The sequence below is a fragment of the Halomonas saccharevitans genome (genome assembly GCF_900116405.1).
GTDB lineage: Bacteria > Pseudomonadota > Gammaproteobacteria > Pseudomonadales > Halomonadaceae > Halomonas > Halomonas saccharevitans.
The window spans coordinates 1-25,162 of record NZ_FPAQ01000016.1 but is presented as its reverse complement, the minus strand read 5'-3'; the positions used below and the strand labels follow the sequence as shown (position 1 = coordinate 25,162).

Genomic DNA, 25,162 nt, shown 5'->3' with positions numbered 1-25,162 from the left:
GTGTGGACAAGGCGCCATTTCATCCACAGTCTCCGGACACCTCGTCCGCAGGCAGTCACGGCTTTCTCCCGCGAGGGGTCAACAATGCAAACTGTTGATAAAAAAAGGCTTTATTATCTTATCCACCAAAAATGTCCACACCAGTAGTTACAACAACAACAGAACTTCTCTTTTATATTCTGTTTTATTGTATATGGAGAGTGACGACGGCCACGGTGAGGAAATTCGGGTGTGGAAAACCCTGACGATTACCCACAGGGGGTTTATACTGCCCCGCTGATTTCCACCCCTGACTGCCACATCGGCGCACCGCGCCAAGAGGTGACCCTTGGAGTATCCCGACCGCTTTGACGTCATCGTCATCGGCGGCGGCCATGCCGGAACCGAAGCCGCCCTGGCCTCGGCCCGCATGGGCTGCCGGACCTTGCTGCTGACCCATAACATCGAGACCCTCGGCCAGATGTCCTGCAATCCCGCCATCGGCGGGATCGGCAAGAGCCATCTGGTCAAGGAGATCGATGCCCTGGGCGGTGCCATGGGCCTGGCAACCGACCTCGGGGGCATCCAGTTCCGGGTGCTCAACGCCCGCAAGGGGCCAGCCGTGCGAGCCACACGGGCCCAGGCCGATCGGGTCCGCTACAAGGCTGCGATCCGCACCATGCTGGAGAACCAGGCCAACCTGACCCTCTTCCAGCAGGCCGCGGGCGACCTGATCGTCGACGGCGATACGGTGCGCGGCGTGGTCACCGAGACCGGCATTCGTTTCCTCGCCGAGACGGTGGTGCTGTGCACGGGGACCTTCCTCGGCGGGGTGATCCACATCGGGCTCGATACCAGCCGCGGCGGACGCGCCGGGGATCCCGCCTCCAACGGCCTGGCCGACCGGCTGCGGGCGTTGCCGTTCCGGGTCGATCGCCTGAAGACTGGCACGCCGCCGCGTCTCGATGCCAAGAGCGTCGATCTCGCCTCGCTCGAGGAACAGCCCGGCGACACGCCGACGCCGGTGATGTCCTACCTGGGCAACCGCGAGATGCACCCCCGTCAGGTGAGCTGCCACATCGCCCACACCAACGAGCGCACCCACGAGATCATCCATGCCAATCTTGATCGCTCGCCGATGTACTCGGGGGTGATCGAGGGCGTCGGGCCGCGTTACTGCCCGTCGATCGAAGACAAGGTCCACCGCTTCGCGGACAAGGCCAGCCACCAGGTGTTCGTCGAGCCCGAAGGCCTCGATACCCACGAGCTCTATCCCAACGGAATCTCCACCTCGCTGCCCTTCGACGTGCAGCTTGAGGTCGTGCGCTCGATCAAGGGCTTCGAGAACGCCCATATCACGCGCCCGGGCTATGCCATCGAGTACGATTTCTTCGATCCGCGGGACCTCAAGCACTCGCTGGAAACCAAATTCATCCACAACCTGTTCTTCGCCGGCCAGATCAACGGCACCACCGGCTACGAGGAGGCGGGCGCCCAGGGGCTGCTCGCCGGACTCAACGCGGCCCGCCGGGCCCGCGGACGGGACGCCTGGTCGCCGCGTCGCGACGAGGCCTACCTCGGCGTGCTGGTCGACGACCTGATCACCCTGGGGACGAAAGAGCCTTACCGGATGTTCACCTCCCGGGCCGAGTACCGCCTGCTGCTGCGCGAGGACAACGCCGACATGCGACTCACCGAGCTTGGCCGCGAGCTCGGCCTGGTCGACGACGCACGCTGGTCGGCCTTCGCCACCAAGCGCGACGCCGTAGAGCGTGAGAGCGCCCGCCTCAAGGCCAGCTGGGTGCAGCCGGGTAGCGCCGCCGCAGCAAGGGTCGAGGCCAAGACCGGCGCGCCGCTGCCGCGCGAGTACCGCCTGATGGACCTGCTCAAGCGTCCCGAGCTCGCCTACGCCGATCTCGCCGACCTGCCCGGCATCGAGGGGGCGCCCGTCGAGGACGAGACGGTGGCCGACCAGGTACAGATCCAGGCCAAGTATCAGGGCTACATCGATCGCCAGCAGAACGAGATCGATAAGCTCAAGCGCCATGAGGCGACCCCGCTACCGACCGACCTCGACTACCAGCGTGTCGAGGGGCTCTCCAACGAGATCCGCCAGAAGCTCGAGGCGGCACGCCCCGAGACCCTGGCCCATGCCTCGCGCATCTCCGGCGTGACGCCGGCCGCAGTATCGATTCTGCTGATTCACCTCAAGAAACGGCGGCTGCTCGACGACAGCCGGGCGGTCAACGCATGACGGGCGTCGACGCGACCGTCGAGGCGACCGTCGAGGCGCGCCTCGACCAGGGCCTGGCCGCGCTGGACATCCCCGTGGACGCCGAGCAGCGCGGTCGCCTGCTGGCGCTGGTGGGGCTGTTGCACAAGTGGAATCGCGCCTATAACCTCACCGCGGTACGCGCGCCGGAGGAGATGGTCAGCCGCCACCTGCTCGACAGCGCCGCGGTGCTGCCCTTCGTCGAGGGGCCGACGCTGCTCGACGTGGGCTCGGGCCCGGGGCTGCCCGGGCTGGTCCTGGCGATTCTCCGGCCGTCTCTTGCGGTCACGCTGCTCGACAGCAACGGCAAGAAGGTGCGCTTCCAGCGCCAGGCCGTGATGGAACTCGGCCTGACCAACGTCACCCCGGTGCAGGCAAGGGTCGAGGCCTTCACGCCGATCGCCAATGGCTACGCGCAGGTGATTTCGCGAGCCTTTTCGAGCCTTGGCGATTTCGTCGCGCTGACCTTGCCCCTGGTGGCCCCCGACGGCGAGTGGCTGGCCATGAAGGGCCCTGCCGTGGATGATGAGCTGGCCGGCCTTCCCGAGGGAGTCGACGTGGCGGCCCGTCATGACCTCGCGGTCCCCCTCGCGTCCGGCAGCCGACCGCTGGTGGTTCTGCGCCACCGGGCGTCCGTCGAGGCCCGCCCCTGAGGCGTCTGTTTCCCCAGCAAGGGAGTTGCACGTGACCAAGATCATTGCCCTGACCAACCAGAAGGGCGGCGTGGGCAAGACCACGACCGCCGTCAACCTTGCCGCCAGCCTGGCGGCGCTGGATCGCCGCGTGCTGCTGGTCGACCTGGACCCCCAGGGGCATGCCACCATGGGCAGCGGCGCCAACAAGCACGAGCTGGACGGCAGCGTGCTCGACGTGGTGCTGGGCGACAAGAAACCCACCGAGGTGATCCTCGACTGTCCTGAGGCCGGCTACGCTCTGCTTCCCGGCAACGGCGATCTGACCGCCGCCGAGGTGGAGCTGCTCGCCGCCGGCGAGGGCCGGGAGCGCAATCTGGTCACCGCCCTGGCGGAGGTGGCCGGCGAGTACGACGTGGTGCTGATCGACTGCCCGCCATCGCTGAACATGCTCACCGTGAACGCGCTGACCGCGGCCGACGGCGTGCTGATTCCGCTGCAGTGCGAGTTCTATGCCCTGGAGGGACTCTCCGCCCTGCTCGATACCGTTGAGCAGATCAAGGACAGCGTGAACCCGCAGCTCGAGATCTTCGGTATTCTGCGTACCATGTTCGACGCTCGGAACAGCCTGACCCGGGACGTCAGCCATCAGCTGCGCGACTACTTCGGCGATGCGCTGCTCAAGACCACCATTCCGCGTAACATCCGGGTCGCCGAGGCGCCCAGCCACGGGCTGCCGGTCACCAAGTACGCGCGATTATCGCGAGGCAGCCAGGCCCATCGGGTGCTGGCCAAGGAACTGATCCGACGCCTGTCGCTGTAGGCCGGCCGTCGAACTCCGCTGGTAGTGATGAGGGAATGTCGATGACGCGTAAACGCGCCCTGGGACGTGGCCTGGATGCCCTGATCGGTGCCAACGCCCGCCGTCGTGAAAGCCTGGACCTGCCCGAGGTCGAAATCGAGCAGGGCGTTGAATCGGCGGCGCCGCGCACACCTGCGCCCGAGGAGCGCCTCGAGCGCCTGCCGCTGGGGCAGCTCTCCCGCGGCAAGTACCAGCCGCGGCGCGATATCCAGCCCGAGGCCCTCGAGGAGCTGGCCGACTCGATTCGCGCCCAGGGCGTGATGCAGCCGATCGTGGTGCGCCCCGTGGGGGAGGCTCGCTACGAGATCATCGCCGGCGAGCGCCGCTGGCGGGCCGCCCAGCTCGCCGAGCTCGACGTGATTCCCGCGGTGATCCGCGAGGTGAGCGACGAGGTGGCGCTGGCGCTGGCGCTGATCGAGAACATCCAGCGCGAAGACCTCAATCCCGTCGAGGAGGCGATGGCGCTGAAGCGCCTGCTCGAGGAGTTCTCGCTGACCCAGCAGCAGACCGCCGACGCCGTGGGCCGCTCCCGCGCCCAGGTGGCCAACCTTCTACGGCTGCTGACGCTGGACCCCGAGGTGCAGACCCTGCTCGAGCGCGGCGATCTGGACATGGGCCACGCCCGGGCGCTGCTGGCGCTGACGGGGGCCAAGCAGCGCAAGGCCGCCCACGAGGTGGTCAACAAGGACCTTACCGTTCGCGCGACCGAGGCGCTGGTCAAGCGGCTGGCCAACGGCGAGCCGGCGAAGCCCGCCCCCGAGGCGCCGTCCGCGGACGTGGCCGGCCTCGAGACGCGTCTCGCCGAAGTGCTGGGGGCGCCGGTGAAGATTCAGCACGGACGCGGCGGCAAGGGGCGCGTGACGATCCGCTATGCGAGCCTCGACGAGCTCGACGGGATCCTCGAGCACATCCGCTAGCGGGCCGTCGGCGAGGTCACGATAAAATTAGCCGACTAAGCATACTGGGCGCATTTATCGACTTTTAGTCGTAGAGCAATGAGATATCGCGTCCAATGGCGACGTCCTCGGTTGAAGCTTAAGTGGGGCTTCCCTATAATCGCGCCGGACCTTTCGTTGACCTTCGCGCGACGAGAAGCAGCGAAGCACAGGGGTCACCGGCCATCGGCAGCGCGAACGGAGACCCCCATGGCAGCCAGGATCAGGCGCCCTAGCCTGCGACCACTATGGGTCGCACAGCTCGCCGCCATGGCGATCATGGTCGGGCTCTCGGCCGGGTTCGAGGGCCCCGCCGATGCCACCTCGGCCCTGGTGGGAAGCGCCGTGGCGCTGCTGCCGAACATCTATTTCGCCTGGCGCGTGTTTCGCCACCGCGGCGGTCGCCAGGCGCGCCGAGCGGTCCACGGGCTCTACCGAGCGGCGGCCGGAAAGTTTGGTTTGACAGTGGCACTCTTCGCACTGGTATTCGTCACAGTGCCCCTCTCAAATCATGCTTTATTCTTTGGCGCTTATGTGGTGACCCTGTTCGCGTATTGGCTGGCCTCCTGGCAGATGACGCGACAGACACCCAACTGAAATCGAGGCAGCTCATGGCAGGCAACAACTCGACTCCTACGGAGTATATTCAGCACCACCTGCAGAACCTGACCTATGGTTACCATCCGGAGAATGGCTGGTCGCTGGCCCACTCGGCCGGCGAGGCTCAGGAGATGGGTTTCTGGGCCATCCATCTGGATTCCATGGGCTGGTCGCTGGCGATGGGCGCGCTGTTCATCTGGCTGTTCCGCATGGTCGGCAAGGCCGCGACCACCGGCGTTCCCGGCAAGCTGCAATGCGCCATCGAGATGGTCTTCGAGTTCGTCGAAGGCACCGTGCGTGGTGCCTTCCTGCACGGCAAGAACCCGGTAATCGCCCCGCTGGCGCTGACGCTGTTCGTCTGGATCTTCCTGATGAACCTGCTGAAGCTGGTGCCGGTGGATCTGGCCCCGCAGCTGTTCGCCAAGTTCGGCGTTGAGTACATGAAGCTGGTGCCGACCACCGATCCTAACGTCACCCTCGGCATGGCGCTGGGCGTGTTCTGCCTGATCATCTACTACAGCATCAAGGTCAAGGGCGCCGGCGGCTTCGTCAAGGAGCTCTCGTTCACCCCGTTCAATCACTGGTCGCTGATCCCCTTCAACCTGGTCATGGAGCTCATTGGCCTGCTCGTGAAGCCGCTCAGCCTGGGCCTGCGTCTGTTCGGCAACATGTTTGCCGGCGAGGTCATCTTCCTGCTGATCGCGCTGCTGCCGTTCTGGGTCTCCTGGACGCTGAACGTGCCCTGGGCCATCTTCCACATCCTGGTCATCACCCTGCAGGCGTTCATCTTCACCGTCCTGACGGTGGTGTATCTGAGCGCGGCACATGAGCATCACTGAATCACGTAACACCCGCTAAACCCTTGAACCTAAACGTAAACTCGATAGGAGCACCACCATGGAACTCGTCTACATTGCTGCCTCCCTCATGATCGGCCTGGGCGCACTGGGTACCGGCATCGGCTTCGCCCTGCTGGGCGGCAAGCTGCTCGAAACCACCGCTCGCCAGCCGGAGCTGGGTGACCAGCTGCAGACCAAGACCTTCCTGATGGCAGGCCTGCTGGACGCCGTGCCGATGATCGGCGTCGGCATCGCGATGTACCTGATCTTCGTCGTTGCCGGTTAACGTTTGGCACACCGGGCGCTCCGCGCTCGGTTTGCTTGTTTCCGGACGCCACGAATCTGTCAGAGGTACGTCCCTGTGAATATCAACATGACGCTAATCGGACAGATGATCGCCTTCGCGATCTTCGTCGGATTTTGCATTAAGTTTGTGTGGCCGCCGATCAGCAACGCGCTCCATGAGCGTCAGAAGAAGATCGCCGACGGCCTGGACGCGGCTAGCCGCGCCTCGCGTGACCTGGAGCTGGCCGAAGAACAGGCCGGCGAGACACTGCGCGAGAGCAAGGAGCAGGCCGCCGAGATTCTGGAGCAGGCCCACAAGCGGTCCAGCCAGATGATCGAGGAGGCGCGCGACCAGGCGCGCCAGGAAGGCGAGCGGATGATCGCTCAGGCCAAGTCCGAGATCGACCAGGAAGTGAATCGCGCGAAGGAAGATCTGCGGGTGCAGGTGTCGCGTCTCGCCATCGTGGGTGCGGAGCGGATCCTGGAATCCTCCATCGACGAGAAGAAGCACGGCAAGCTCGTCGACGAACTCGCCAACGAGCTTTGAGGAGGTGACCCATGGCGGAAACGTCTACCGTCGCACGACCCTACGCCAAGGCGGCTTTCGAGTACGCCGTTGAGCAGCAGGCACTGGATGACTGGGCCGCGATGCTCGAGACCGCGGCGCGTGTCGTCACCGATGACGACATGCAGCGCCTCGTGCTCGGCAACCCGCAGCTGTCGAGCACCCAGAAGGCCGATGTGGTCGTCGACGTCTGTGGCGACGCCGTGAGCGACGCCGTCCGCAACTTCTTGCGCCTGGTCGGCCAGAAGGGTCGCCTGGCGGCGCTTCCGGCCATCGTCGAGCAGTTCACCATGCTCAAGGCCCAGCAGGAGAAGCGCATGGACGTGAACATCGTCTCTGCCTTCCCGCTGGACGATGCTCAGCAGGACAAGCTCGCGAGTGCACTGGCCAAGCGTCTGAACCGCGAAATCTCCATTACCACTCAGGTGGATTCCACCCTCCTGGGAGGCGTCATCCTGCGTGCCGGCGATACCGTCATCGACGGTTCGGTACGCGGTCGACTGAATCGCCTCCACGAGGCCCTTTCCGCCTGAGTCTGAGGGACATGGCATGCAGCAACTGAATCCTTCCGAGATCAGCGACATCATCAAGCAGCGTATCGAAAAGCTGGATGTCGCATCTGAAGCCCGTAATCAGGGCACCATCGTCAGCGTGTCTGACGGTATCGTGCAGATCCACGGCCTGGCCGACGCGATGTTCGGCGAGATGATCGAATTCCCCGGCGGCATCTTCGGCATGACGCTGAACCTCGAGCGCGACAACGTCGGCGCCGTGGTGCTGGGCGACTACCTGCAGCTCGAAGAAGGCATGACCGCCCAGTGCACCGGGCGCATCCTCGAGGTGCCGGTAGGTCCCGAGCTCGCCGGCCGCGTGGTCGACGCCCTGGGCAACCCCATCGACGGCAAGGGTGATCTCAACACCAAGCTGACCGACGCGGTGGAAAAGGTCGCCCCCGGCGTCATCACCCGTCAGTCCGTCGACGAGCCGATCCAGACCGGTTTCAAGTCCATCGATGCCATGGTGCCGATCGGCCGTGGCCAGCGTGAGCTGATCATCGGCGACCGCCAGATCGGCAAGTCGGCCATCGCCATCGATGCGATCATCAACCAGAAAGGCAAGGGCGTCACCTGCGTCTACGTGGCCATCGGCCAGAAGCAGTCGACCATCGCCAACGTGGTGCGCAAGCTCGAAGAACACGGTGCCATGGAACACACCATCGTGGTCGCCGCCGGCGCCGCCGATCCGGCCCCGATGCAGTTCCTCGCCGCCTACTCCGGCTGCACCATGGGCGAGTACTTCCGCGACCGCGGCGAAGACTCGCTGATCGTCTACGACGATCTCTCCAAGCAGGCCGTGGCCTATCGTCAGGTCTCCCTGCTGCTGCGTCGTCCGCCGGGCCGCGAGGCCTTCCCGGGTGACGTCTTCTACCTCCACTCCCGCCTGCTCGAGCGTGCCGCTCGCGTGAACGCCGACTACGTCGAGAAGTTCACCAACGGCGAAGTGAAGGGCAAGACCGGCTCGCTGACGGCCCTGCCGATCATCGAGACCCAGGGCGGCGACGTCTCCGCGTTCGTTCCGACCAACGTGATCTCGATCACCGACGGTCAGATCTTCCTCGAGACCGACCTGTTCAACTCGGGCATCCGACCGGCCATCAACGCCGGCCTCTCGGTGTCTCGTGTCGGCGGCTCGGCCCAGACCAAGATCATCAAGAAGCTCGGCGGCAGCGTGCGTCTGGCCCTGGCCCAGTACCGCGAGCTGGCGGCCTTCGCCCAGTTCGCCTCCGACCTGGACGAGGCCACGCGCAAGCAGCTGGAGCACGGTCAGCGCGTCACCGAGCTGATGAAGCAGCACCAGTATGCGCCGATGTCCGTGGCCGAGATGGCCGTCTCCCTGTATGCCGCCAACGAGGGGCATCTGGAGAACGTCGAGGTCAACAAGGTGCTGGACTTCGAGCGCGCGCTGCAGGACTACATGAAGTCCGAGCACGCCGATCTGCTCGAGACGATCAACCAGACCGGCGACTACAGCGACGAAATCAAGTCGGGCCTCAAGGCCGGTCTCGAGAAGTTCAAGGCCACTCAGAGCTGGTAATGCCGACGGCCCGCTCCTCCGGGGCGGGCCCTGGAGCTTTCTGAGGGCCACGAACGATAAGGTAGATCGCTATGGCAGCTGCAAAAGAGATTCGCACCCAGATCGGGAGCATCAAGAACACGCAGAAGATCACCAGCGCCATGGAAATGGTGGCTGCGTCGAAGATGCGCAAGGCACAGGACCGGATGAAGGCCAGCCAGCCCTATGCCAAGCAGATCCGCAACGTCGTGGGCCACGTCGCCGATGCCAACCCGGAGTACAAGCATCCGTGGATGGAAGAGCGCGAGGTCAAGCGGGTCGGCTACATCGTGGTCTCCTCCGACCGTGGACTGTGCGGGGGCCTCAACGTCAACCTGTTCAAGTCCGTGGTGAAGGATGCCAAGGCCCAGCGTGAGCAGGGCGCGGAGCTCGACTTCTGTGCCCTGGGCAGCAAGGCCACCGGCTTCTTCCGCAAGTTCGGCGGCAGTCTCGTCGCGGCCAAGAATGGTCTCGGTGAGGCGCCCGATCCGGAGGACCTGATCGGCAGCGTGAAGGTCATGCTGGATGCGTACGACGAGGGCAAGCTGGACCGCCTCTACGTGGTGTTCAACGAGTTCGTCAACACCATGACCCAGAAGCCGGTGGTTCGTCAGCTGTTGCCCCTGTCGGCCGAGATGGGGACGGACACGTCCACCGAGGAAAACAAGCGTCCCGGTAGCTGGGACTACCTGTATGAGCCGGATGCCAAGGCGCTGCTGGATAGCCTGCTCGTGCGTTTCGTCGAGGCGCAGGTCTATCAGGCGGTGGTCGAGAACGTGGCGTGCGAGCAGGCCGCTCGGATGATCGCCATGAAGAGCGCCACCGACAACGCCGGCAATCTGATCGACGACCTGGAGCTGGTGTACAACAAGGCCCGTCAGGCGGCCATTACCCAGGAAATCTCCGAGATCGTCGGTGGCGCCGCCGCCGTTTAGCGTCGGGGAGGGCGGTGCCCTCCCGGCATGCAGGTTTCATTTGCAGGTATTTGAGAGGAACCAAGATGAGCGGACGTATCGTACAAATCATCGGCGCGGTGATTGACGTAGAGTTTCCGCGGGACGATGTGCCCAAGGTCTACGACGCGCTGAATGTCTCGGACACCGGGACCGTTCTCGAGACCCAGCAGCAGCTGGGTGACGGCGTGGTGCGCACCATCGCCATGGGCACCACCGAGGGCCTCAAGCGCGGCCTGAACGTGGTCGGCACCGGTGCCCCGATCTCCGTGCCGGTCGGCAAGGAGACCCTGGGCCGCATCATGAACGTGCTGGGCGAGCCCATCGATGAGGCCGGCGACATCGGCGAAGAAGAGCGCATGCCGATTCACCGCAAGGCGCCGGGCTACGCCGACCAGGCGGCCTCCAGCGAGCTGCTGGAGACCGGCATCAAGGTCATCGACCTGGTGTGCCCGTTCGCCAAGGGCGGCAAGGTCGGCCTGTTCGGCGGCGCCGGCGTCGGCAAGACCGTCAACATGATGGAGCTGATCCGCAACATCGCCACCGAGCACAGCGGCTACTCCGTGTTTGCCGGCGTGGGCGAGCGGACTCGTGAGGGTAACGACTTCTATCACGAGATGACCGAATCCAACGTCATCGACAAGGTGTCGCTGGTCTACGGTCAGATGAACGAGCCGCCCGGCAACCGCCTGCGCGTGGCCCTGACCGGCCTGACCATCGCCGAGAAGTTCCGCGATGAAGGTCGCGACGTGCTGCTGTTCGTCGACAACATCTACCGCTACACCCTGGCCGGTACCGAGGTCTCCGCACTGCTGGGCCGCATGCCGTCCGCGGTGGGCTACCAGCCGACTCTGGCCGAGGAGATGGGTGTCCTGCAGGAGCGCATCACCTCCACCAAGGATGGCTCTATCACCTCCGTGCAGGCCGTCTACGTGCCCGCGGATGACCTGACCGACCCGTCCCCGGCGACTACCTTCTCGCACCTGGATGCGACCGTGGTACTGGCGCGCTCGATCGCCGAGCTGGGTATCTACCCGGCCATCGATCCGCTGGATTCTACCTCGCGCCAGCTCGACCCGCTGGTCGTCGGCGACGAGCACTACGGCATCGCTCGCGGCGTGCAGGGCGTGCTGCAGCGCTACAAGGAGCTCAAGGACATCATCGCCATCCTGGGCATGGACGAGCTGTCCGACGAGGACAAGCTGGCCGTCTCCCGGGCGCGTAAGATCCAGCGCTTCCTGTCGCAGCCGTTCTTCGTGGCCGAGGTCTTCACCGGGGCGCCCGGCAAGTACGTGTCCCTGAAGGACACTATCCGCGGCTTCCAGGGTATCCTCAACGGCGAGTATGACGAGCTGCCCGAGCAGGCCTTCTACATGGTTGGCACCATCGACGAGGCCGTCGAGAAAGCCAACCAGATGAAGTAATCCCTCCACCTGGGAGACGTCATCATGACGAAAAGCTTCAAGTGCGAGATCGTCAGCGCCGAGGCGTCGATCTACTCCGGGTCCGCCGAGCAGGTCGTGGCGGCCGGTACCATGGGGGATCTCGGGATACTGGCCGGGCACACGCCGTTGCTCACCGAGCTGGCGCCGGGTCCGGTACGGATCGTCCATGGCGGAGGTGAGGAAGATCACTTCTACGTCTCGGGCGGTTTCCTCGAGGTTCAGCCCGACGTGGTCACGGTGCTGGCGGATACCGCCGTGCGTGCCGACGACCTCGACGAGGCGGCCGCCGAGGAGGCCCGTCAGCACGCGCTGAAGGAGATGGGCAACAAGTCTGCGGAGCTTGACTACAGTCACGCCGCCGCGGAACTGTCCGAGGCCATGGCGCAGCTGCGTACCATCCAGCAGGTGCGTCGCAAGTCCGGCCGCGGCTAACGCTCGGCTCGTGTCTCGACCTCGACGCCCTCCGGACCCTGTCCGGGGGGCGTCGTCGTTTCTGGGTACGTGAGGCGCCGCCTCGAGGCACCACCGTTCTCTTCCCGCCGGCCCAGGGGCCGGCTTCGCCGTCGGGAGGCCCGCCATGTCATTGAGCGAACCCCTGCAGACGCACAAGTCGACGCTGCTCGCCGCCCTGGAGGGCGGCGACGCGCGTCTTCAGGGTCTGCTGCCGGAGCTGCGTTCCGCCGATATCGCCGAGATCCTCGAGACCCTGGTCGAGGACGATCAGGACATGCCGCGAGCCCTGGCGCTCTTCGCGCGGCTGCCGCTGGAGCGCCGCGCCAGCGTGCTTGGCTATCTCGCAGGCGACGAGCAGCTGGCGATCACCGAGGCGCTGGATGACGAGGACCTGCTGGCGATCCTCGAAGAGATGGGCGCGGACGAGCGCGCGGATCTCTTCAAGACGCTGGGTGACGATCGTCGCGAGGCTCTGCTGCGACGCATGGCCCGGCAGGAGCGTGAGGCGCTCAAGCGCCTGGCGAGCTACGCCGAGGGCACCGCCGGTGCCCTGATGACCTCGGATTATGTGGCGATCCCCACCGGCCTGACGGTGTCCCGGGCGATGATGCGGGTGCGCCAGACTGCCCCGGATGCCGAGACGGTCTACCAGCTCTATGTCGTCGATCCCGACGGTCGGCTGGCCGGTACCCTGTCGCTGCGCCAGCTGATAGTGGCCCGCCCCGGGGCGCGGGTCGACGACCTGATGATTCATGAAGTTATCCACACCCGAGTGGACGCGACCCAGGAGGACGTGGCGCGTATCGTCGCCCGCTACGACCTGCTGGCGCTGCCGGTGGTCGATGCCGAGAGCCGCCTGATCGGCATCGTCACCCACGACGATGCCCTGGACGTGGTCGAGTCCGAGGCCACCGAAGATATCCACAAGGGGATGTCGATCGGTGCCCTGGAAGGGGGCGTGCGCCGGGTGCCGCTGTGGAGCCTGTATCGCAAGCGGGTGCTCTGGCTGGTGCTGCTGGTGTTTGGCAACCTCTTCTCCGGGGCGGGCATCGCCTACTTCGAGGAGACCATCGCCGCCCAGGTGGCGCTGGTGTTCTTCCTGCCGCTGCTGATCGGCAGCGGCGGCAATGCCGGCGCCCAGGCGTCCACCCTGATGGTGCGCGGCATGGCCACCGGTGATGTAGGCGTCAAGGACTGGGGCAAGCTGCTCGGTCGTGAGCTGCTGGTGGCGGGGGCTCTGGGGCTGACCATGGCGCTGGCGGTGGCACCCATTGGCATGATCCGTGCTGGCGAGGCGGTGGCGCTGGTGGTGGCGGTGAGCATGATCGCCATCGTGCTGTTCGGCAGCCTGCTCGGCATGTGCCTGCCCTTCGTTCTCGATCGCCTCGGCTGGGACCCGGCCACCGCCTCGGCGCCACTGGTCACGACCCTGATTGATGCCTCGGGGGTGGTGATCTACTTCGGCTTGGCTTCCGCCATGCTGTCGGCGTCCTGAGCCGCTGGCGGCGGACAGGCGGGCCGCACGGGTGTATCCTCTTGGGCCGCCCGAGCCGCCTTATTCCACCACACGGACCGTTCCATGGACTGGCTACAGATCTTCGTCCTCTCCATCGTTCAGGGATTGACCGAGTTCCTGCCGATCTCCAGCTCCGCCCACCTGATCCTGGTGCCGGTCTTCACTGACTGGGACGACCAGGGCCTGGTCTTCGATGTCGCCCTGCACATCGGCAGCCTCAGCGCGGTGGTGCTCTACTTTCGCCACGAACTGGTCGGTATGACCACCAGCTGGTGTCGCAGCGTGGCGGGACGCGGCACCGACGACGAGGCGCGCCTGGCCTGGTGGGTGATCCTGGCCACCATCCCGGTGGGGCTGGCGGGGCTGGCCTTCGAGGACACCGTCCAGGGGGTCATGCGCTCGCCGCTGGTCATCGCCGGGGGGCTGATCGGCTTCGGGCTGCTGCTGGCCTACGCCGACTGGCGCCATCGCGGCACCCGCAACGAGTATCGCCTGAGCTGGCGGGATGCCCTGTGGATCGGCTTCGCCCAGGCGCTGGCGCTGATTCCGGGCACCTCGCGCTCCGGCATTACCATGACCGCCGGCCTGCTGCTGGGCCTGAGCCGTGAGGGCGCGGCGCGCTTCTCCTTCCTGCTCTCGATCCCGGTCATCGTGCTCGCCGGGGGGCTGGAGATCCTCCATCTCGCCGATGCCACCGTGCCGGTGGACTGGGGCGCCCTGATCATGGGGGCGCTGCTCTCCGGCGTCAGTGCCTATCTGTGCATCCACTTCTTCCTGGTCTTCATCAAGCGGATCGGCATGCAGCCCTTCGTGGTCTATCGCCTCGTGCTGGGTGTCGCGCTGCTCTGGCTCTTCGGAGGCGCCTGACATGACGATACTGCGTTCGCTCCTGGTTTCCCTGCTGCTCGGCCTGCTGCTCTCGGGCTGTTCCGAGCGTGATCGCCCGCTGGAGTCCCCGGTGACCCTCGAGGGGGAGATCTTCGGCACCTTCTATCAGGTGAGCATCGCCGACCCCCTGACTCAGGGCGAGGCCAACGAGCTCGAGGCGGGACTGCTCGCCGAACTCGAGGCGGTGGACGCCGCCATGTCCACCTGGCGCGACGATTCGGAGCTAATGGCCTTCAATCGCGCCCCCCTGGGCAAGTGGCAGCCGCTCTCCGATCCGCTGATCGAGGTGCTGGCCATCGGCCAGTCGGTGGCCAGGGCGAGCGGCGGGGCCTTCGACATGACCATCGGTGATCTGGTCAACCTGTGGAGCTTCGGCCCCGAGGCGCGACCCCAAGAGGTGCCGGGTGACGCGGCGCTGGCCGAGCGGCTGGCCGAGATCGGGCCCGACAGCCTGGAGGTCGACGCCGAGGCCCGCCAGGCGCGACGCCTGCGCGACGTCTTCGTCGATCTTTCCGGCGTGGCCAAGGGGCATGCCACCGACCGGGTCGCCGCCTATCTCGCCCGCCAGGGGCTCGACCACTACCTGGTCAACCTGGGCGGCGAGCTCAAGGTGAGCGGCCATCGGGACGCCGAGTCCGAGCCCTGGCGGATCGGCATCGAGGTGCCTCGCGACGGCCGCCCCGAGGCCCGCCACGTGCTCGCTCTGGAACGCATCGCGGTGGCCACCTCTGGCGACTACCGCAACTACTTCGAGGAGGACGGCCAGCGCTACTCCCACACCCTGGATCCGCGCACCGGTCGCCCCATCGAGCACCGCCTGGCCTCGGCGACCGTCGTGCACCCCTCCGATGCCTGGGCCGATGCCTGGGCCACCGCGCTGATGGTGCTGGGCGAAGAGGCGGGCATGGCGCTGGCGCGCGAGCGGGGGCTCGCCGTGCTGATGCTGGTGCGCCAGGGCGAGGGCTGGACGAGCCTGGCGAGCCCGGCCTTCGCCGAGCGCTTCGGCCGCGCGGCGATCGACGCGCTGGGCGTGACGGTGGTCGAGGGCCCTTCGGCCGACATGGCGGCAGAACCCTCAGGCCCCCTAGAATAGAAGCCAAGCAATGAACGCGGACAAGGAGTCATGATGACGCTCGACGTGGTGATACTGGCAGCCGGGCAGGGGACCCGGATGCGCTCGACCCTGCCCAAGGTACTGCACCGCCTGGCTGGCAAGCCGATGGTGCGACACGTGATCGATACCGCCGAGGGACTCGCCGCCGAGCGCACCCACGTGGTGGTCGGTCACGGCGCAGAGCACGTGCGCGAGGCCCTGGCCGAGGCGCCGACCGAGGGTCGCCTGCGCTTCGCCCTGCAGGCCGAGCAGAAGGGCACCGGCCATGCCGTGGCCCAGGCCCTAGACGGCCTCGGCGAGGGCAAGGTGCTGGTGCTCTACGGCGACGTGCCGCTGATCCGCCGCGAGACGCTGGTCGAACTGCTGGCGCGGGTCGACGAGCAGCACCTGGGCCTGCTCACCGTCACCCTGGACGATCCGACCGGCTACGGGCGCATCCTGCGCAACGCGGAGGGCGAGGTGGTGGCCATCGTTGAGCACAAGGACGCCTCCGAGGCCGAGCGGGCCGTGCGCGAGTGCAACACCGGCATCATGGCCATGACCGCCACCCAGCTGCGTCGCTGGCTGCCGAGCCTCTCCGCCGACAACGCCCAGGGCGAGTACTACCTCACCGACGTCATCGCCATGGCCGCCGCCGAGGGCGTGCGGATCGCCACCGTCCAGCCGGCGCGCGCCCAGGAGGTCGAGGGCGTCAATAATCGCGCCCAGATGGCCCGCCTGGAGCGTGCCCTCCAGCACGACATCGCCGAGCGGCTGATGGAGCAGGGCGTGGCGCTCGCCGACCCGGCGCGCCTCGACGTCCGCGGGCGCCTGACCTGCGGCCACGATGTCGAAATCGACGTGGGCTGCGTCTTCGAGGGCGACGTCGAGCTCGGCGAGGGGGTGCGCATCGGCCCTAACTGCGTGATTCGCGACAGCCACGTCGGCGCCGAGTCGGTGATCGAGGCCCACAGCGTCCTCGAGGGCGCCGCGGTGGCCGGCCACAACCGCGTCGGGCCCTTCGCCCGGCTGCGGCCCGGCTCGCGCCTGGCGGTCGGCGCCAGGGTCGGCAACTTCGTCGAGACCAAGAACGCCGAAGTGGGTGAGGGCAGCAAGATCAACCACCTGAGCTATGTCGGCGACGCCCGGCTGGGGCGCGACGTCAACGTCGGCGCCGGCACCATCACCTGCAACTACGACGGCGCCAACAAGCACCATACCGAGATCGACGACGGGGCCTTCATCGGCTCCAACACCGCCCTGGTGGCGCCGGTGATCGTCGGCCGGGGCGCCACCGTGGGGGCCGGATCGACCATCGCCAAGGACGTGCCCGACCATGCCCTGGCGGTCACGCGCGGCCGCCAGATCAGCAAGCCCGATTGGCCGCGACCGACCAAGCGCCAGGAATCCTGAGGAGAAATCACATGTGTGGAATCGTCGGCGCCGTTGCCGAGCGCAACGTCCAGGGCATCCTGCTGGAGGGCTTGAAGCGCCTGGAGTACCGCGGCTATGACTCGGCCGGGATGACGGTGCGCTCGCCCGAGGGGCGCCTGCAGCGCCAGCGGGCGCTGGGCAAGGTAGCCGCCCTTGAGGAGCGCTTGGTGCCCGAGCCGCTGCCGGGGCGCAGCGGCATCGCCCATACCCGCTGGGCGACCCACGGTCGCCCCAGCGAGGCGAATGCCCACCCTCACCAGTCCGGCGAGCGCTTGGCGGTGGTGCATAACGGCATCATCGAAAACCACGAGGCCCTGCGTCGCGAGCTCGAGGCCGAGGGCTACGCCTTCACCTCGGAGACCGATACCGAGGTGATCGCCCATCTGCTGGAGCGCGAAAGCCGCCGCGTCGGCGACCTGCTCACCGCCGTGCGCGGCGTGCTGGCCCATCTCGACGGCGCCTACGCCCTGGGCGTGATTCATGCCGACGAGCCTGACGTGATCATCGGGGCTCGCAAGGGCAGTCCGCTGGTGGTGGGCGTGGGCATCGACGAGGCCTTCCTCGCCTCCGACCCGCTGGCGCTGCTGCAGGTCACCGACCGTTTCCTCTACCTGCAGGAGGGCGACGCGGTGCGCCTCTCTCAAGGTGGCGTGATCGAGGTGGTCGATGCCGAGGGACGCGCGGTCGAGCGCGAGGTACAGGTCTTCGAGCACGGCGACGGCGCGGCCAGCAAGGGCGACTACCGCCACTTCATGCTCAAGGAGATCCATGAACAGCCGACGGTGATCGCTGCGGCCCTGGAAGGACGACTGGGCGAGCGCTCGGCGCTGGTGGAGAGCTTCGGTCCCGAGGCCGAGGCGCTGTTTGGGCGGGTCAAGCAGATCCATGTCGTGGCCTGCGGCACCAGCTATCACGCCGGCATGGTGGCCCGCTACTGGCTGGAGCGTTACACCGGAGTGCCGGTCCAGGTGGAGGTCGCCTCGGAGTACCGCTATCGCCAGGTGGTGGTGCCCGAGGACACGCTGTTCGTGACGCTCTCCCAGTCCGGCGAGACGGCCGACACCCTGGCGGCGCTGCGCTTCGCCAAGGAGCGTGGCTACCTGGGCAGCCTGGCGATCTGCAACGTGCCGGGCAGCTCCCTGGTGCGTGAGTCGGACCTGACCCTGATGACCCGGGCCGGCCCCGAGATCGGCGTGGCCTCCACCAAGGCCTTCACCACCCAGCTCACCGCCCTGATGCTGCTGACTCTGGCGCTGGGTAGGGTCAAGGGCCTCGCGGCCTCCGAGCAGGCGAGCCTGGTCGAGGCGCTGCGCGGCCTGCCGGGCCTGGTGGCGCGGGTGCTGGCGCTGGATCCGGCCATCGAGGTGCTCGCCACGGCCTTCGCCGAGAAGCAGCACGCGCTCTTCCTGGGGCGCGGGGCCCACTTCCCCATCGCGCTGGAGGGGGCGCTGAAGCTCAAGGAGATCTCCTACATCCATGCCGAGGCCTACCCGGCGGGCGAGCTCAAGCACGGCCCCCTGGCGCTGGTCGACAGCGAGATGCCGGTCATCTCGGTGGCGCCCAACGATGACCTGCTCGACAAGCTCAAGTCCAACCTCCAGGAGGTGCGGGCCCGGGGCGGCGAGCTGTTCGTCTTCGCCGATGCCGAGGTGGGACTGGTCGAGGAGGAGGGCGTGCAGGTACTGCATCTGCCCGGCGTGCATGAGGCGCTGGCGCCGATCCTCTACACCGTGCCGCTGCAGCTACTCAGCTATCACGTGGCGGTGCTCAAGGGCACCGACGTGGATCAGCCGCGTAACCTCGCCAAGTCCGTCACCGTGGAGTGAGCGTGCCACCGCCGCGCCTGTTCCTGTGGGAGGAAAATAAAGTGTCATCCTTAAAAATAAAGTATCATCCTTGAGAATAAAGTGTCATTCTAAGCCGGTGTCGGCTATGTTGGACTCAAGAACACAAGGCGCTGGCTTTTTTATGGCTGGAACATTCAAGGGACTCAATCAGGCGCAAATCGACAAGCGACTGAAAGAGGGGCGTGGCCAAGGCCGCGGCCCTGACTACAAGCCATTCATCTATACCCGGGACGTTTCCTCGCTGGGGCGCTCACATCGCCTGTTCGGCAACAAGTGCCAGCGGATGCATCATCTCTTATCTGATCTTGAGCTTGCGGTCTTCCTGTCGTTGGACTGGTCGCCCAAGGTCGTCGACGTCCGAGAACAGTTTCCCTTGCGGGTTGAGGACACGGTCCGGATCGCCGAAGAAGCCGGCCTACCTCATGCAAGGTTCAAGGGCACTCCACAGGTACTGAGCAGCGACTTCCTGGTCGATTTTGATGATTCCGCGAGGCCGGCTATGGCCATCCAGGCCAAGTACAGCAGCGATCTCGAGAAGTCAGAGGTCGTCGAGAGGCTGGAACTCGAGAGGCGGTACTGGGCTGAGAAGGGAATTCCTTGGGCCATAGTCACCGAAAGGGAAGTCTCCAAGACGGCATTCGCTAACATCCAATGGCTTTATCCTGCCCAATCTGAAAATGAGCTCTCCCTGGACGAGCTCGATAACTACCAAAAATTGTATCTTCACGAGTTCCAGCGCGATCCCGGCAGGACGCTTACGACCATCGCCCAAGGTTTGGATATGGCCTACGGGCTGGAACCTGGTCAAGCGCTCTATTGGCTTCGTCAGTTGTTGGCGCAGCACTATTTCCTTTTCGATATCAACAAGCCGTATAGGGTGCTTAAGCCAGTAGATATTGCCATCACCCTCCAAAGCCAACGGCAGGAGGTACTTCGTGCTTCCCGTTAATCAGGTTTTTCGAATTGATGAACATCGAAGGCGCTTGCTCTGGTGTGATGCGAAGCTGGCGATTTGGATCGACATCGATTCGACCACTGCCCTACCAGCTTCAATTCCAGTCACCGACTTGGAACGGTTGCTCATGGATGGGGCCATTCAGCGAATAGATGATCCCTTCCTGGACAGAACGTTACGGGAAGTAGAAGAAGGCTCCGTTGACCGGCAGAAGCGCGATGCCGCCTGGGCCATCATTACCGAGGCAGTGATGGATACCGGTCTATTCACGCGCCAGTCCAGGGGGCGAATCGTCACGACCATCATGCAGCGCAACGGTGTCACCAAGCAGACGGTGTACAGGCTTTTGAGGCGTTACTGGCAGCGCGGAATGTGCAAGAATGCCTTATTGCCGGACTATGTCAATTCCGGGGGACGGGGTAAACGCCGCAAACCGGGCCACGTCAAGCTAGGAAGACCACGTATCATTCGGGATGGACGGGGAAGCAACATCACTCCCGACATTGAGCGTATCTTCCGACGAGTTATTGAAGAGCGGCTGCTCAAGGAAAAGCATCCGTCGGTCACCGATGCCTACGCCGCCGGCTTGAACTTGGTCGGCGCCATCCGGCCCGACCTGCCGGCGAAAGAATTGCCAACGCTGGAACAATTCCGCTATTTCTACAAGCGCGAATACCACTTTTTCGACACATTGGAGCGTCGCACTTCCGCTGTCGATTTCGCCAAGGACGTTCGTCCCCTGACGAGCACCTCGACGACCGAGACGCTGGGACCAGGCTATCGTTACCAAATAGATGCCACCATAGCTGACATCTACCTGGTGTCCGAGCATGACCGTAGCCTGATCGTTGGCAGACCGGTCGTGTACATGGTGGTGGACGTGTTCAGCCGCATGGTGACCGGCATGTACGTCGGTTTCGAGGGGCCATCCTGGGTCAGCGCCATGGTGGCCTTGGCGAATACCGTGTTGGACAAGGTGATTTACTGTCGCCAATATGGATTGGACATCGATGCCGATGATTGGCCAGTGCAGGGTTTACCTGACGTGGTGCTGGCCGATAAAGGTGAATTGAACGGCACCAAGGTCGAGGCATTTTCCCAAGCATTCGGTGTACGTATAGAAAATGCGTCAGCTCGGCGCGGGGATGCCAAGGGCATAGTAGAGCGCTATTTCAGGACGGCTCAGGATCGGTTTAAGCCTTACGTCAGTGGTGTGGTCGAAGGAACCACCAGCCGTAAGCGTGGCGGGCGTGACTACAGGCTAGATGCCAGCCTGACGCTGGCCGAGTTCACCAAGACCATCATCGCTGGTGTTCTTTGGCACAACAACTTCCATACCCTGAGCAAATACGACAGGACCATCGGCATGCCTGCAAGTCTGCCGGCCATACCTGTGAAGCTATGGAACTGGGGACTGGCTAACCTGACTGGGCGGTTGCGCACGGCACCAGAGAACTTGGTCCGCATCAATTTGCTGCCCCACGAACAGGCCACCGTATCGGACCTTGGGATCAGGATCTTCGGCTGCTTCTACACGTGCCAGGAGGCGCTGAAGGCAGGGTGGTTCCACCGGGGTCAAGGTCGCAGACCGCAGAAGATATTGGTGGCCTACGATCCACGTAGTGCCGATCATATTTACATCCGGCCGTCCAGCAACCTCAAGGAATACTGGGTTTGCGACCTTGCTGATCGCAGTCGGCGTTTCAGGGGTATGACCTTCTGGGACGTTTGGTTGTTATCCCAGGCTGAGCGTAGGAGTGATGCCAACGCCGCCATGGAGGCAATGAAGGAAAAAGGCAAGCTGCTGGAGACGATCGAATCCATTGCCGACGAGGCGGAACAGAGCAGCCCCGTCCGTTCAGGTATCGTCAGACAGGACCTGGGCGCACAGGTGAGGAAGAACAAGCAGGAAGAAAAGCAGATTGAGCGTCACACCACCGCCTTCAGGCCCGCCAAGCCGGAGCGGCAGACCCCGGCTGAGGTCGTGCGCATCCACGGCGAGAGTGAAGATGACTATGCCTATCCCGACATGACGGATCTGCTGTTTGGGGAGGATGGAGATGAGTGAGTCGTCAACTCAGGGGCAGATCCCCGAAGCGAGTTACCAGGATCCTGGTCTCGTGGAATACCGGGACAACCCCTTGATTTGCGCCCTCCCTCCAGTGATGCCATTAGCGCAGTTGGTATCTGGGTTGCAGCTCAAACCTCGCTATGACGAGCAGGAACTCAACTTGGACGGCAGGCTGAGGGTTCACGCCATCGCCAGGCTTCTTCACTCCTTCTTCCAACCCTTGGGTCACCACTTGCAACTGGAAGCCAAGATCTCCTTGTTGATTCGGCAAGGCTACTTGGGCCGGAACCCGGCTAACGGTTCCTTGTATGCGCACTTACAGAATGGTTTCCAAAGGGTGATGACGGAGGACCTGGAGGCGCGAGCTTTCGAAGGCGTCGTATCCACGGCTAACAGCCTGTCCCTCTTTGGATGCTCGGGGTGCGGCAAGAGCCGAACACTCGAGCGGATCCTCGGCATGTATCCGCAGGCGATCTATCATCCTGATCACGGTGTCACCCAGTTAACCTACCTCAAGGTTGACTGCCCCATTGACGGCGACCTGGATGAGCTATGCCTGAGCTTCTTCAACCAAGTCGATAAGGTACTGTATACCGACTATAGCCGCAGTCACGGACGCAAGAAGCTCGGTACCAAGCGATTGTTGGCAAGTATGTGCCAAGTAGCCAACCTGCATGCCCTCGGCGTTCTTATTATAGATGAAGTACAGAATCTTAACGAAGCAAGATCCGGCGGTGCAGAGAAGATGCACAATTTCTTTGTGTCCCTGGTGAACACCATCGGGGTGCCGGTGATTCAGGTGGGTACCCATAGAGCCAGGAAATTCTTTCAACGGACTTTCCGGGCTGCACGGCGAGTCTCAGGCATGGGCAGCCTCTTCTGGGACAGGCTACCCAGGGACAAGCAGTGGAGCAAGCTGATGAAACGCCTCTGGCAATACCAGTGGCTACGCAATGCTCGTCCCTTGGATGACGAGCTCGAAACAACGATGTACGACCTCACTCAGGGCGTGATGGATATCGTCGTGAAGTTGTTTGTCTTGGCTCAGATCCGTGCTATCGCCACCGGTGATGAGTGCATCACTTCGGCTCTGCTTCGCAAGGTCTACGAGGACGAATTGAAGCCGGTGCATCCCATGCTGGCCGCCTTGAGGAGCAACCGACCGGAACTCATTGCTCAGTACGACGATCTGCAGATGCCGGAGATCGAGACGAGAATGCTTGCTATGGCGGCATCAGTGCAGGAAAAGCTGCCGGAAACCAAGGCAGCGCCAAGGGTGAAAGATGACAAGGCCAAGCGTCTGCTTGACCTGCTGAATCAGATGGAGATCCCGGAAGACATCGCGATACCGATGGCCGACGAGATTCTATCCAGTCACCCTGACCTACCATTGGCCGCCCTGGTCCATAAGGTAACCGCCTATATGTCCGGGACGAAGCCCGAGCAACCCAAGGCTAGCAGGGTGAAACGGGCCGAGTGGAAATCCCTGCCCCAAGAGGATCTACGCCGGATTCACGTCTCGGGTCCAGAGAGCCAAGCCTACCGGCGGCTCAAGGATCAAGGGATGGTGTTTGACCTTGGTAGCCTTTGGGGGGAAGCGGGCTGATGTACTTCCCCATGCTGCATCAGGATGAACTACTCTACAGTGCCTTGGCTCGTTGCCGGGTCCACTTGGGCTTGGACAGCCAAAAGGAGTTGTTAAGGCAGCATTTTTCGGACCCTTGGGTGGCTGCTACCACAGATCTGCCAAGCCACTTAGGGAAGCTGGTAATGAACGTTGGTAGGCCATTGGGCCTGGACGCTGCACTTTTGGTGCGTCGTCATACGCTATTCCCGCTGTATGCACCTTTCATGCCCCTAGAGCGCCGGAACCGCCTAGAGGCAGCTATAATCGGTGAGGGTCAGCCCGGTACCTTGGGCCTTTCGGGGATCACCACGGCCACGGTGAAATGGCCTCCTTGGCTGCGATACTGTCCCATCTGCCTAGCCGAGATGCACGCTCGGCATGGGGAATACTATTGGCGCCGCGAGTGGCAAGTCATCGGGGCAAATGCTTGTCTCGAGCACCTGTGTCGCTTGTTGGGTTCCAGCGTGCCCTTTAGACGTAGGTCGCGATACGATTTCCAAGCCGCCTCCCCCTGGAACTGCCCGCACAGAGGGCTACCGGCTCCGGCGGACGCAAGCGATCTGCTGATTACTAGAGGCGTTCGCCAGTTACTGTCGTCCCCCAATGCCCCGTCGCCAACTTTTCGCCAGTGGAGCCGTTTCTATTACAACCTGGCTGTTGAGCAAGGAGCGACAAAGGGCCACCACATTCGTTTCGACATCCTTTGGCGACGGGTGCTGTCCAGCCATTCCAGTAACTGGTTGGCTTCCAATGAGGTGTTGGTCTCGGAAGCGCCCTACTGGTTCGTTGCCATGTTCCGCAAACATCGCAAGTCCTTCAGTTTCCTCCAGCATCTCACTGTATGGACCTGCTTCAAGCAGGGGCAAGATGCCGGATCCCTTTTGGTGGAAGTGGCTCAGTTTCCCGATGAAGACAAGGTGAGAAGCAGGGCGGCTCCAGTCACTGCACATACCGATTCGCAGCTTTTTCGGCAGAGGGAAAAGTGGCTCAAGGCGCTGTGCAAGGCTGGGGGAACGAAACGGGCGAGGGATCAAGGTAGTCAAGCTCTCTATTTCTGGCTATACCGCCACGACCGTCAGTGGCTGATGTCTACGAATGCCGTTAGGAAAGTTAAGCATGGCAACCATCGTCAGATCGATTGGTCTAGGCGAGATCGGCAACTGGTCAGGCGTTTGATCCGTATTGAGACAGAGAGTGGAGAAAACCTGTCTGCCCCCAGGCGAAGCCAGGCTTGGTTCCTCAGTCAGCTCCCCCATTCCGCTTCGGTATCGAATAACCTCCATCGACTGCCACTCTGCAGGGCCTTCTTGGATAAGTATTCTGAGATTTTGAGTGAGTACCAAGTGAGGAGACTAACCAAGGCACTCATCAACGACGCCTTGGCAGGCAGGACACGGAAGAAATGGGAATTGAAGCGCTTGTGTGGATTGCAGCCATCGCGTACGACCGAACTGGCTAGCCTGAATATTGCATCAGTATCGCGAGTTTGGCCTGGCGGGTGAGCAGGCCAGCTCTTCATGCTGGATGGCGCGAGAATCGCTCACTTTTTGATCGATTTCCCGCCTTCAAGACGCACTGCCCCCTACCCCCATTGTTTATCTCGTGCCGGGGACAGCACCCTGCCGGTCATCCCGGCACCAGTTTCTTGATCAGCTTGAGGAAGAGGTCTTGGTCGGGGTAGTGGCTACTCAGCATCAGCCGGACGCGCCGGGTATTGCGGATCACCACGCCACCGATCTTCAGCAACTTCAGGCGCAGGGTGGTGACCTGGGCCGTGGCGTATACCGTGCGCTTGAGGT

23 protein-coding genes are annotated in these 25,162 nt (G+C 64.0%); 22 read left to right on the top strand and 1 reads right to left on the bottom strand.

Annotated features, from left to right (window positions below):
- Positions 1–328 precede the first annotated feature (328 nt).
- The 22 genes from mnmG to BM388_RS08785 all read left to right on the top strand — a co-directional run bounded on the left by mnmG (position 329) and on the right by BM388_RS08785 (position 24,865).
- Positions 329–2,233 (top strand): tRNA uridine-5-carboxymethylaminomethyl(34) synthesis enzyme MnmG, encoded by a 1,905-nt coding sequence (gene mnmG, locus BM388_RS08890; protein WP_089849260.1) that lies wholly within the window; start codon positions 329–331, stop codon positions 2,231–2,233.
- Positions 2,230–2,904, top strand: coding sequence for a 16S rRNA (guanine(527)-N(7))-methyltransferase RsmG (gene rsmG / locus BM388_RS08885; protein ID WP_089849258.1), 675 nt, complete (start codon positions 2,230–2,232; stop codon positions 2,902–2,904). Before mnmG ends, rsmG begins: the two co-directional genes overlap by 4 nt.
- Positions 2,905–2,935: 31 nt before the next feature.
- Complete coding sequence (locus BM388_RS08880; protein WP_089849256.1) at positions 2,936–3,706, top strand: ParA family protein; 771 nt, start codon at positions 2,936–2,938, stop codon at positions 3,704–3,706.
- 41 nt (positions 3,707–3,747) lie between these two features.
- Positions 3,748–4,662, top strand: a complete 915-nt coding sequence (locus BM388_RS08875; protein WP_089849254.1) for a ParB/RepB/Spo0J family partition protein — start codon at positions 3,748–3,750, stop codon at positions 4,660–4,662.
- A gap of 228 nt (positions 4,663–4,890) precedes the next feature.
- Positions 4,891–5,277, top strand: a complete 387-nt coding sequence (locus BM388_RS08870) for an ATP synthase subunit I (RefSeq protein ID WP_089849252.1) — start codon at positions 4,891–4,893, stop codon at positions 5,275–5,277.
- Positions 5,278–5,291: 14 nt separating this feature from the next.
- Positions 5,292–6,119 carry a F0F1 ATP synthase subunit A gene (gene atpB / locus BM388_RS08865; protein WP_089849250.1) on the top strand — a complete coding sequence of 276 codons (828 nt, stop codon included), beginning with the start codon at positions 5,292–5,294 and terminating at the stop codon, positions 6,117–6,119.
- A 58-nt stretch (positions 6,120–6,177) separates the two neighbouring features.
- Positions 6,178–6,405, top strand: coding sequence for a F0F1 ATP synthase subunit C (atpE, locus tag BM388_RS08860; protein ID WP_089849248.1), 228 nt, complete (start codon positions 6,178–6,180; stop codon positions 6,403–6,405).
- Between the two features lie 75 nt (positions 6,406–6,480).
- A complete protein-coding gene (locus BM388_RS08855; RefSeq protein WP_089849246.1) occupies positions 6,481–6,951 on the top strand; it encodes a F0F1 ATP synthase subunit B in 471 nt (156 codons plus the stop codon).
- An 11-nt stretch (positions 6,952–6,962) separates the two neighbouring features.
- Entirely contained in the window at positions 6,963–7,502 is a 540-nt protein-coding gene (locus BM388_RS08850; protein WP_089849244.1) for a F0F1 ATP synthase subunit delta, read from the top strand.
- Positions 7,503–7,518: 16 nt separating this feature from the next.
- The gene (gene atpA / locus BM388_RS08845) at positions 7,519–9,063 is read left to right on the top strand and encodes a F0F1 ATP synthase subunit alpha (RefSeq protein ID WP_089849242.1); all 1,545 of its coding nucleotides are present in this window, start codon (positions 7,519–7,521) and stop codon (positions 9,061–9,063) included.
- 71 nt (positions 9,064–9,134) lie between these two features.
- Positions 9,135–10,016 (top strand): F0F1 ATP synthase subunit gamma, encoded by an 882-nt coding sequence (gene atpG, locus BM388_RS08840; RefSeq protein WP_089849240.1) that lies wholly within the window; start codon positions 9,135–9,137, stop codon positions 10,014–10,016.
- Positions 10,017–10,081: 65 nt separating this feature from the next.
- Positions 10,082–11,458, top strand: coding sequence for a F0F1 ATP synthase subunit beta (atpD, locus tag BM388_RS08835; protein WP_089849238.1), 1,377 nt, complete (start codon positions 10,082–10,084; stop codon positions 11,456–11,458).
- A gap of 24 nt (positions 11,459–11,482) precedes the next feature.
- Positions 11,483–11,911, top strand: a complete 429-nt coding sequence (locus tag BM388_RS08830) for a F0F1 ATP synthase subunit epsilon (protein ID WP_089849236.1) — start codon at positions 11,483–11,485, stop codon at positions 11,909–11,911.
- 145 nt (positions 11,912–12,056) lie between these two features.
- Positions 12,057–13,427: a magnesium transporter gene (gene mgtE, locus BM388_RS08825; protein ID WP_089849234.1), complete on the top strand. Its 1,371-nt coding sequence runs from the start codon at positions 12,057–12,059 to the stop codon at positions 13,425–13,427.
- Between the two features lie 84 nt (positions 13,428–13,511).
- Complete coding sequence (locus BM388_RS08820; RefSeq protein WP_089849232.1) at positions 13,512–14,315, top strand: undecaprenyl-diphosphate phosphatase; 804 nt, start codon at positions 13,512–13,514, stop codon at positions 14,313–14,315.
- Between the two features lies 1 nt (position 14,316).
- A complete protein-coding gene (locus tag BM388_RS08815) occupies positions 14,317–15,429 on the top strand; it encodes an FAD:protein FMN transferase (RefSeq protein WP_089849230.1) in 1,113 nt (370 codons plus the stop codon).
- Positions 15,430–15,462: 33 nt separating this feature from the next.
- Entirely contained in the window at positions 15,463–16,842 is a 1,380-nt protein-coding gene (glmU, locus tag BM388_RS08810; protein ID WP_089849228.1) for a bifunctional UDP-N-acetylglucosamine diphosphorylase/glucosamine-1-phosphate N-acetyltransferase GlmU, read from the top strand.
- Between the two features lie 11 nt (positions 16,843–16,853).
- Positions 16,854–18,689, top strand: a complete 1,836-nt coding sequence (gene glmS, locus BM388_RS08805; protein ID WP_089849226.1) for a glutamine--fructose-6-phosphate transaminase (isomerizing) — start codon at positions 16,854–16,856, stop codon at positions 18,687–18,689.
- Positions 18,690–18,795: 106 nt separating this feature from the next.
- Entirely contained in the window at positions 18,796–19,659 is an 864-nt protein-coding gene (locus BM388_RS08800) for a TnsA endonuclease C-terminal domain-containing protein (RefSeq protein ID WP_245781502.1), read from the top strand.
- A complete protein-coding gene (locus BM388_RS08795; RefSeq protein ID WP_245781501.1) occupies positions 19,646–21,733 on the top strand; it encodes a Mu transposase C-terminal domain-containing protein in 2,088 nt (695 codons plus the stop codon). Before BM388_RS08800 ends, BM388_RS08795 begins: the two co-directional genes overlap by 14 nt.
- Positions 21,726–23,342, top strand: coding sequence for an ATP-binding protein (locus BM388_RS08790; RefSeq protein WP_089849222.1), 1,617 nt, complete (start codon positions 21,726–21,728; stop codon positions 23,340–23,342). Before BM388_RS08795 ends, BM388_RS08790 begins: the two co-directional genes overlap by 8 nt.
- Complete coding sequence (locus BM388_RS08785) at positions 23,342–24,865, top strand: TnsD family Tn7-like transposition protein (RefSeq protein ID WP_089849219.1); 1,524 nt, start codon at positions 23,342–23,344, stop codon at positions 24,863–24,865. Before BM388_RS08790 ends, BM388_RS08785 begins: the two co-directional genes overlap by 1 nt.
- A gap of 124 nt (positions 24,866–24,989) precedes the next feature.
- Here BM388_RS08785 and BM388_RS08780 read toward each other — a convergent pair.
- Positions 24,990–25,162 (bottom strand): transposase (locus BM388_RS08780; RefSeq protein ID WP_175535063.1); only part of this gene is annotated, 173 nt, incomplete at its 5' end.

Bases quoted from the DNA above. Each gene is read 5' to 3' on its own strand.
- rsmG (WP_089849258.1), top strand. From the start codon at position 2,230: ATGACGGGCGTCGACGCGACCGTCGAGGCGACCGTCGAGGCGCGCCTC.
- BM388_RS08875 (WP_089849254.1), top strand. From the start codon at position 3,748: ATGACGCGTAAACGCGCCCTGGGACGTGGCCTGGATGCCCTGATCGGT.
- BM388_RS08870 (WP_089849252.1), top strand. From the start codon at position 4,891: ATGGCAGCCAGGATCAGGCGCCCTAGCCTGCGACCACTATGGGTCGCA.
- atpB (WP_089849250.1), top strand. From the start codon at position 5,292: ATGGCAGGCAACAACTCGACTCCTACGGAGTATATTCAGCACCACCTG.
- atpE (WP_089849248.1), top strand. From the start codon at position 6,178: ATGGAACTCGTCTACATTGCTGCCTCCCTCATGATCGGCCTGGGCGCA.
- BM388_RS08850 (WP_089849244.1), top strand. From the start codon at position 6,963: ATGGCGGAAACGTCTACCGTCGCACGACCCTACGCCAAGGCGGCTTTC.
- atpA (WP_089849242.1), top strand. From the start codon at position 7,519: ATGCAGCAACTGAATCCTTCCGAGATCAGCGACATCATCAAGCAGCGT.
- atpG (WP_089849240.1), top strand. From the start codon at position 9,135: ATGGCAGCTGCAAAAGAGATTCGCACCCAGATCGGGAGCATCAAGAAC.
- atpD (WP_089849238.1), top strand. From the start codon at position 10,082: ATGAGCGGACGTATCGTACAAATCATCGGCGCGGTGATTGACGTAGAG.
- BM388_RS08830 (WP_089849236.1), top strand. From the start codon at position 11,483: ATGACGAAAAGCTTCAAGTGCGAGATCGTCAGCGCCGAGGCGTCGATC.
- mgtE (WP_089849234.1), top strand. From the start codon at position 12,057: ATGTCATTGAGCGAACCCCTGCAGACGCACAAGTCGACGCTGCTCGCC.
- BM388_RS08820 (WP_089849232.1), top strand. From the start codon at position 13,512: ATGGACTGGCTACAGATCTTCGTCCTCTCCATCGTTCAGGGATTGACC.
- BM388_RS08815 (WP_089849230.1), top strand. From the start codon at position 14,317: ATGACGATACTGCGTTCGCTCCTGGTTTCCCTGCTGCTCGGCCTGCTG.
- glmU (WP_089849228.1), top strand. From the start codon at position 15,463: ATGACGCTCGACGTGGTGATACTGGCAGCCGGGCAGGGGACCCGGATG.
- glmS (WP_089849226.1), top strand. From the start codon at position 16,854: ATGTGTGGAATCGTCGGCGCCGTTGCCGAGCGCAACGTCCAGGGCATC.
- BM388_RS08800 (WP_245781502.1), top strand. From the start codon at position 18,796: ATGTTGGACTCAAGAACACAAGGCGCTGGCTTTTTTATGGCTGGAACA.
- BM388_RS08790 (WP_089849222.1), top strand. From the start codon at position 21,726: ATGAGTGAGTCGTCAACTCAGGGGCAGATCCCCGAAGCGAGTTACCAG.
- BM388_RS08785 (WP_089849219.1), top strand. From the start codon at position 23,342: ATGTACTTCCCCATGCTGCATCAGGATGAACTACTCTACAGTGCCTTG.